Source organism: Streptomyces sp. adm13(2018) (genome assembly GCF_008042145.1).
GTDB lineage: Bacteria > Actinomycetota > Actinomycetes > Streptomycetales > Streptomycetaceae > Streptomyces.
This window is the reverse complement of the sequence record NZ_RDBH01000114.1, coordinates 184,616-190,735: the sequence shown is the minus strand read 5'-3', so window position 1 is coordinate 190,735 and position 6,120 is coordinate 184,616. Positions and strand designations below refer to the sequence as shown.

At 72.5% G+C, this 6,120-nt stretch carries 9 protein-coding genes; 4 read left to right on the top strand and 5 right to left on the bottom strand.

Annotated features, from left to right (window positions below):
* Positions 1 to 179 precede the first annotated feature (179 nt).
* Positions 180 to 665, bottom strand: a complete 486-nt coding sequence (locus tag EAO70_RS13095) for a MarR family winged helix-turn-helix transcriptional regulator (protein ID WP_148003176.1) — start codon at positions 663 to 665, stop codon at positions 180 to 182.
* Positions 666 to 684: 19 nt separating this feature from the next.
* Here EAO70_RS13095 and EAO70_RS13090 point away from each other — a divergent pair, with 19 nt between their 5' ends.
* A complete protein-coding gene (locus EAO70_RS13090) occupies positions 685 to 1,110 on the top strand; it encodes a hypothetical protein (RefSeq protein WP_410091268.1) in 426 nt (141 codons plus the stop codon).
* Between the two features lie 165 nt (positions 1,111 to 1,275).
* Entirely contained in the window at positions 1,276 to 2,025 is a 750-nt protein-coding gene (locus tag EAO70_RS13085) for a class I SAM-dependent methyltransferase (protein WP_148003457.1), read from the top strand.
* A 132-nt stretch (positions 2,026 to 2,157) separates the two neighbouring features.
* Here the strand turns inward: EAO70_RS13085 and EAO70_RS13080 are convergent, their stop codons facing one another.
* From EAO70_RS13080 to EAO70_RS13065, 4 genes are all read right to left on the bottom strand, one after another.
* The gene (locus EAO70_RS13080) at positions 2,158 to 2,574 is read right to left on the bottom strand and encodes a VOC family protein (RefSeq protein WP_148003175.1); all 417 of its coding nucleotides are present in this window, start codon (positions 2,572 to 2,574) and stop codon (positions 2,158 to 2,160) included.
* 96 nt (positions 2,575 to 2,670) lie between these two features.
* Positions 2,671 to 3,066, bottom strand: coding sequence for a helix-turn-helix transcriptional regulator (locus tag EAO70_RS13075; protein ID WP_187283869.1), 396 nt, complete (start codon positions 3,064 to 3,066; stop codon positions 2,671 to 2,673).
* An 83-nt stretch (positions 3,067 to 3,149) separates the two neighbouring features.
* Positions 3,150 to 3,896 carry an ATP-dependent endonuclease gene (locus tag EAO70_RS13070; protein WP_261992834.1) on the bottom strand — a complete coding sequence of 249 codons (747 nt, stop codon included), beginning with the start codon at positions 3,894 to 3,896 and terminating at the stop codon, positions 3,150 to 3,152.
* Between the two features lie 205 nt (positions 3,897 to 4,101).
* Complete coding sequence (locus EAO70_RS13065) at positions 4,102 to 4,719, bottom strand: hypothetical protein (RefSeq protein WP_148003173.1); 618 nt, start codon at positions 4,717 to 4,719, stop codon at positions 4,102 to 4,104.
* A gap of 132 nt (positions 4,720 to 4,851) precedes the next feature.
* On the opposite strand from EAO70_RS13065, the gene EAO70_RS13060 reads away from it, so the two are divergent.
* Both EAO70_RS13060 and EAO70_RS13055 read left to right on the top strand, forming a co-directional pair.
* Positions 4,852 to 5,391, top strand: coding sequence for a helix-turn-helix domain-containing protein (locus EAO70_RS13060; protein ID WP_261992833.1), 540 nt, complete (start codon positions 4,852 to 4,854; stop codon positions 5,389 to 5,391).
* 53 nt (positions 5,392 to 5,444) lie between these two features.
* Positions 5,445 to 6,059: a hypothetical protein gene (locus EAO70_RS13055; RefSeq protein ID WP_148003172.1), complete on the top strand. Its 615-nt coding sequence runs from the start codon at positions 5,445 to 5,447 to the stop codon at positions 6,057 to 6,059.
* The last annotated feature ends 61 nt before the right edge of the window (positions 6,060 to 6,120 follow it).

The window sequence follows — 6,120 nt, the reverse complement described above, 5'->3', positions numbered from 1 at the left end:
CGTCAGCGCGGCTGACCCGGACCAACAGAGGCCCGAACTCGTTCCGTAAAAAATAGTCTGCAACAAAACCTTCTGCTAACGTCACTCCTGTTCGGGGGAGCGGACAGGAGTGACGTTAGCAGAAGGTTTTGTTGCAGACTATTTTTTACGGAACGAGTTCGGGCCTCTGTTGGTCCGGGTCAGCCGCGCTGACGGGCCCGCCGGGCCGGCCTCGGGCTCTCGATCGGGGTCTCCAGGTGGCCGGTGACCAGCAGGTTCAGGGCGTCGAGCAGGGCGGCGCGCGCCTCGTCGGGGAGGGACGCGAGGGTGCTTCCGTGTACGCCGTCGACGATCTTCTGGCTCTCCCCGGCGACCTTCGCGCCCTCCTCGGTCACGGCGATGATCCGCGCGCGCCGGTCGGTGCTGGAGGGCCGGCGCTCGGCGAGCCCGGCCTTCTCCAGGGCGTCGACGGTGACGACCATGGTCGTCTTGTCCATGTCTCCGATCTCCGCGAGCTGCGCCTGGGTGCGCTCCTCCTCCAGGGCGTGCACGAGGACGCAGTGCATCCGGGGGGTGAGCCCGATCGTGTCGAGCGCGGCGGTCATCCGGGTCCGCAGGGCGTGACTGGTGTGGTCGAGCAGGTAGGAGAGGTCGGGCTCGGTGCGGGTGGGTGCCATGGCGGTCATGTCGGCAAGGGTAACGAGGATGGATCCGTCGCGGATTATTGCGAAGTGGATGAATGGGGGTGGGGGCGTGAGCCCCCTCCTCGCCCGGCTCGACCCCGCGCAGGGGCCCCGGCTCGCGGCGCTCCCGTACGTCCTCGTCTGGGCGACGACCTGGGAGGACGACGCCAACGCCTGGGTCGCGCCGCGCCTCGGGCTTCCGGCCCTGCCGCTGGTCCGCTGGCCCGAGGACGAGCCCGACCCCGGGGCGGGAGTGCACTGGAAGGTGCCGGGGATCGTGGCGTGGGCCGGTGGGCGGCCGTTCGCCTGGGTCGACGACGAGATCCGCGCGGCCGACCGCGACCGGGTCGCCGCCCACCACCCCGGACGGGCCCTGCTGCATCGAGTCGACCCTCAGCGAGGTCTGACCGCACGGGACTTCGAGGTGCTCGGCGCCTGGGTGCAGTGACCTTGGATCCAACCACCACGTCCCGCGCGGGTGTTGGCTGATACAAGGGTCGCCCCGCCCACCTCTCGTGTCATTCGCCAGTACGGCGTGCGGTCCCTGGCGGAGCAGACTCGACGGGCGCGCAGGACTTCGGACCACATGACGAAGGACACGAGGGGGCGCCATATGGGCGTGCGTCAGCAGTACGACGGCATCGGTGAGGCGTTCGAGGGCTTCAAGTCCCTGCCGCTGATGCGGTACGGGGAGGTGCCCAGCTTTCTGGGCATGGTCGGGGACGTGACGGGCAGGTCGGTCCTCGACCTGGCCTGCGGGACCGGTTTCTACAGCCGGGAGTTGAGGCGGCGCGGCGCCACGGAGGTCTTCGGCGTCGACATCTCCGGCGAGATGATCGCCGCCGCGCGGGACTCCGAGCGGCGCGAACCGCTCGGCGGCGTGCGCTACGAGATCGGCGACGTGGCCGAACTCCCGCTCCTGGAAAGCAAGTACGACATCGCACTCGGCGTGCAGTGTCTCAACTACGCCGAGGACATCGCGGGGATCGAGCGGATGTGCCGCCGCATCCACCGCAACCTCAAGCCGGGCGGCGAGTTCTTCGTGCTCGCCCAGCGGCCCGACTACCGGTTCGACTGCGCGTCCCTCCCCGCGTACGGCTTCCGCTGCGAGCCGACGGGCGAGGAGGGCGAGGCCGGGCCGCGCGTCCGGGTCACGGCGCTTCTCGAACCCGAACCGATCAGCATCATCGGCACGGTCCCGCGCCGCGAGGTCTACGAGGAGTGTCTGCGGGCGGCCGGGTTCCGGGAGGTGGAGTGGGTCCCGCTGGGCGTGTCGGAGGCGGGTGTGGAGAAGTACGGCGAGGACTTCTGGGCGGACCTCCTCGCCCACCCACCGCTGGTGATGCTGCGCTGCCGGGCCTGACGAGCGACCGGGCCGCCGTGCGCGGGCCGACGCGCCTCGGTAGGAGCGGGGCGCGTCGGCCCGGGGCCGGTTTCCACGGGTCGGCGTGCCACCGCCGACCCGTGGGGGCGGCCCCTCGCCGGCGCGCGGGCGCTACGAGGAGCGGGGCTGGGTGAAGCGCAGCATGTTGCCCGCCGGGTCGCGGAAGGCGCAGTCGCGGACGCCGTACGGCTGGTCCACCGGCTCCTGGATGACCTCGCCGCCGGCCGCCCGGACCTGTTCGAAGGTCGCGTCGACGTCCTCGGTGGAGAAGATCACGCCGCGCAGCATGCCCTTGGCGAGCAGCTCGGCCACCGCCTGCCGGTCGGCGGGGGAGGCGTTGGGGTCGGCGAGCGGCGGTTCGAGGACGATCTCCACGTCCGGCTGCGCGGGGGACCCGACGGTCACCCAGCGCATCCCCTCGAACCCGACGTCGTTCCGCACCTCCAGGCCGAGGGCGTCGCGGTAGAAGGCGAGGGCCTTGTCGTGGTCGTCGACTGCGATGAAGCACTGCGAGAGCTTGATGTCCATGCCTCCGAAGCTACGGCCGGCCACCGCATTCCGCTTCTCCGAAACGGACCGATCCGGGGGCGGGCGCCGTCGGGCCCACCGGTCCGCCGCGCCGGGTCAGGGCCGGCGGACCGGCCGCGTGCGCACCTTCGCGACGCACGCCGGGATCGCGGCCCCGTCCTCGTGGGGGCGGGCCCGGTAGGCGGACGGCGTCTCGCCGACGAGTTCGGTGAAGCGGGAGCTGAACGAACCGAGCGAGGTGCACCCGACGGCGAAGCAGACGTCCGTGACGCTCATGTCACCCCGTCGGAGCAGCGCTTTGGCGCGCTCGACGCGCCGGGTCATGAGGTAGCTGTACGGGGTCTCGCCGAAGGCGGCGCGGAAGCTGCGGGCGAAGTGCCCGGTCGACATGAGGGCGACGGCCGCGAGGGCGGGGACGTCGAGCGGCAGCGCGTAGTCGCGGTCCATCGTGTCCCGCGCCCGGCGCAGCCGTACCAGATCCTCCAGTGCCACGCCCACCAGCATGGCACGGCGGGGCGCGGGGCGGGACCGGCCCCGTGTCATCGGGTCCGCGGGCTCTCGCGGGGCGTGGCCGGTCAGTCCCGCGGAGCCGTCCCCGGGGGCGAGGCCGGTACCGGTGCAGGCGTCGGTCCCGGCGTCGGCACCGCGCCGCGCGACGCCGTCACGTACGCGAGCAGCCGGTCGAGCGGGCGGGGGACCTCGCGGAGGTCGAGGGCGTCGACGAGCGAGCGGGCGTACTGGCTCTTGCGGCCGCTGATGGTGCCCATGAAGCGCCGTAGCTGCCGCTCGACCGCGCGCTCCCGCTGGGCGGGCTGCTTCTGGAAGATACGGAAGGCCCGCAGGTCGCCCTGGGCGTCGACGACCCGCTGGACCGCCTCGGCGCCGAGGGAGCGGATCAGCTCCTCCTCCAGGTCGGCGTCGCAGACGTAGAAGCCGAGCGGTTCCATGGCGGCGCGGGCGAGGTCGTGGCCCAGCCCCGCCCGTTCGAGGGCGGCCGAGAAGTGGCGCTCCTCGCCGGCGTCGCACAGACCCGCCAGCGGCATGCCGAGGCCCCGGGGCCCGAGGAGGTGTACGTACCTGCCGATGTTGGTGGCCCCGCCGAGCGGGACGACGGCGATGCCCTCGGCGTCGAGGGAGCGGCCGTGCCGGGCCGCGAGGGCGTCGAGCGCGACGTGGTCGCTGACCCCCTCCACGAGCACGGCCGTACGCAGCTCGCTGCCGGCCGCGAGTCCGCGGGCCACCTCGGCGGCCGCCGGGGCCCCCGCGCCGTCCGCCGCCCACTCCCGGGCCGCCGCCCGGAAACGCTCCGTGGTCGTCTCCATGCGCCCCAGTCTCCCAGCCGCGGCCGCGAAGATCACGGGGATTACCGGGCCGGCCGGCCGCCGGACACGGCCGCTCTGCCCCCAGCCGATCCCAAGCCGGTCTCCACCGCAAGCCGGACCCAAGCCGTCTCCATCCCAGGCCGGACCCAAGCCGGTCCCCATCCCAGGCCGGTCTCCATCCCAAGCCGGTCTGCCCCCAGCCGGTCTATCCGAGGCTGGCGTAGACGGTGACGTTCTTGCCGTTGTCCCTGGCTCCGACGCACAGCTCACGCCGGTCGAGCAGCCAGCCGTTGGAACGGCATCTCTCCTGCTGGAGGCCCAGTTCGCGGATGATCTCCGGGCGGGACAAGTCGTTGCCGGTGACCGTCACGACGCGCCAGCAGCCGCCGGAACCGCAGCCGACGCCCTCGCTGACCATGCTGATGCCCGGCGGCAGGGAGGGGAGGACCCTGGACGGCGCGGCCGCCGAGCCGTCGCTGATCACCAGTGCGTACAGGAGGCCGGCCACGAGGGTGAGGGCGAACTGCATCCCCAGGACGCCGATGGCTCCGCTGCGGCGGTCGGCCCATCCCGGGGAGGGGGGATTCCCGTGCCGGCCTTCCAGGCTCACACCGCAGGCGATGGCCAGGGGCGCCAGGGCGGTGAACAGGAGGTGGGCGTCGGGCCGGGGGGCGTGGATCCAGACCTGCTGGACGCCGACCAGCAGACCGGCTCCGGCGAGCAGAATGCCGCCGACGACGAGGCCGACAGGGCGCGTACGGGCGATCGCCGCCCAGACGGCGACGGGCACGGCGGCGAAGAGTATCCCCAGGACGGTCGGCATGTACGGGGGGACGTACGGCCCCAAGCCCCCGGTTCCGTACGGCCGACGCTCACCTCGGACCGCCGACCGACCGAGGGCGACTCTTGCTAGCGGCTGCTTGCAATAGTTAGCAAAGGCTGGCATGGTCGGGGCATGGCATCGCTCAACGTCGGCAATCTCGGTGAGTACCTCCGCGAGCAGCGGAGGACCGCGCAGCTGTCGCTGCGGCAGCTGGCCGACGCCGCCGGGGTGTCCAACCCGTATCTGAGCCAGATCGAGCGGGGGCTGCGGAAGCCCAGCGCCGAGGTGTTGCAGCAGGTCGCGAAGGCGCTGCGGATCTCCGCCGAGACGCTCTACGTACGGGCCGGGATCCTCGACGAGACGGAGCGGGAGGAGCTGGAGACGCGCGCCGTCGTCCTCGCCGATCCCTCGATCAACGAGCGGCAGAAGCAGGTGCTGCTCCAGATCTACGACTCCTTCCGCAAGGAGAACGCCGCCGAGGCGGCGGTCGCGGCCGCAGCCGAGGTCGACCGGGCCGCAGCCGACCGCGCCGGGGCCGCCGGAAGCACCGAAGCGACCACCGGCACCACCGGAGCCGGAATCACCGGCTCCACCAGCACCACCGAAGACCCCCCAGGCGCACGCGCCGCGGCCGCCGCCGAGCGGCCCGTGGACGCTTCGCCCGATGCCTGACCGCCCCTGACCAGCGCTCGCTCGCGCACGCCACACCCGGGAGGACCACCAGCATGGCCATCATCGACGAACTGCGTACCCCCCTCTACTTCGCCGCCGGCACCGCGGACCTCGCCGTGCAGCAGGCCAAGAAGGTTCCCGGCCTGATCGAGCAGATCGCCGCCGAGGCGCCCGCCCGTATCGAGGCCGTACGCAACACCGACCCCAAGGCCGTGCAGGAGAAGGTCACCGCGCAGGCGAAGGAGGCCCAGGCCACCGTGCAGTCGCGGTTCGCCGATGTCGTCGGCGGCCTCGACACGGACCTGAAGAAGCTCGGCGAGACCGCCCAGGACCTCGCCCTGCGCGGGGTCGGCGTCGCCGCCGAGTACGCCGTCAAGGCGCGTGAGAAGTACGAGGAGGTCGCCGCCCACGGTGAGGAGGCCGTCCGCGCCTGGCGCGGGGACGTCGCCGAGGAGATCACCGAGATCGCCATCGTCGTCGAGCCGGACGCGTCGAAGTCCGAGGACGAGAAGGCCGCGGAGGCCAAGGCCGCGGAGCCGGTGCAGGCCGTCGTCGTGCCCGAGCCCACCGCGTCCGAGCCGGCGGAGGCAAAGAAGGCGCCCGCCCGTAAGACCACCGCCCGCAAGGCGCCCGCCAAGAAGGCCGGCGTCTCCGCCGAGAAGGCGTAGTACCGGGCACCAATACGGGTACCCGGTGCGTTGAACCGGGTACCTTGACCGCGAGGCGCTC

Excerpts from the sequence above, each read along its gene's own strand:
- EAO70_RS13090 (WP_410091268.1), top strand. The coding sequence starts at position 685 with ATGGATCCGTCGCGGATTATTGCGAAGTGGATGAATGGGGGTGGGGGC.
- EAO70_RS13085 (WP_148003457.1), top strand. The coding sequence starts at position 1,276 with ATGGGCGTGCGTCAGCAGTACGACGGCATCGGTGAGGCGTTCGAGGGC.
- EAO70_RS13055 (WP_148003172.1), top strand. The coding sequence starts at position 5,445 with ATGGCCATCATCGACGAACTGCGTACCCCCCTCTACTTCGCCGCCGGC.
- EAO70_RS13065 (WP_148003173.1), bottom strand. The coding sequence starts at position 4,719 with ATGCCGACCGTCCTGGGGATACTCTTCGCCGCCGTGCCCGTCGCCGTC.
- EAO70_RS13095 (WP_148003176.1), bottom strand. The coding sequence starts at position 665 with ATGACCGCCATGGCACCCACCCGCACCGAGCCCGACCTCTCCTACCTG.
- EAO70_RS13070 (WP_261992834.1), bottom strand. The coding sequence starts at position 3,896 with ATGGAGACGACCACGGAGCGTTTCCGGGCGGCGGCCCGGGAGTGGGCG.
- EAO70_RS13060 (WP_261992833.1), top strand. The coding sequence starts at position 4,852 with ATGGCATCGCTCAACGTCGGCAATCTCGGTGAGTACCTCCGCGAGCAG.
- EAO70_RS13080 (WP_148003175.1), bottom strand. The coding sequence starts at position 2,574 with ATGGACATCAAGCTCTCGCAGTGCTTCATCGCAGTCGACGACCACGAC.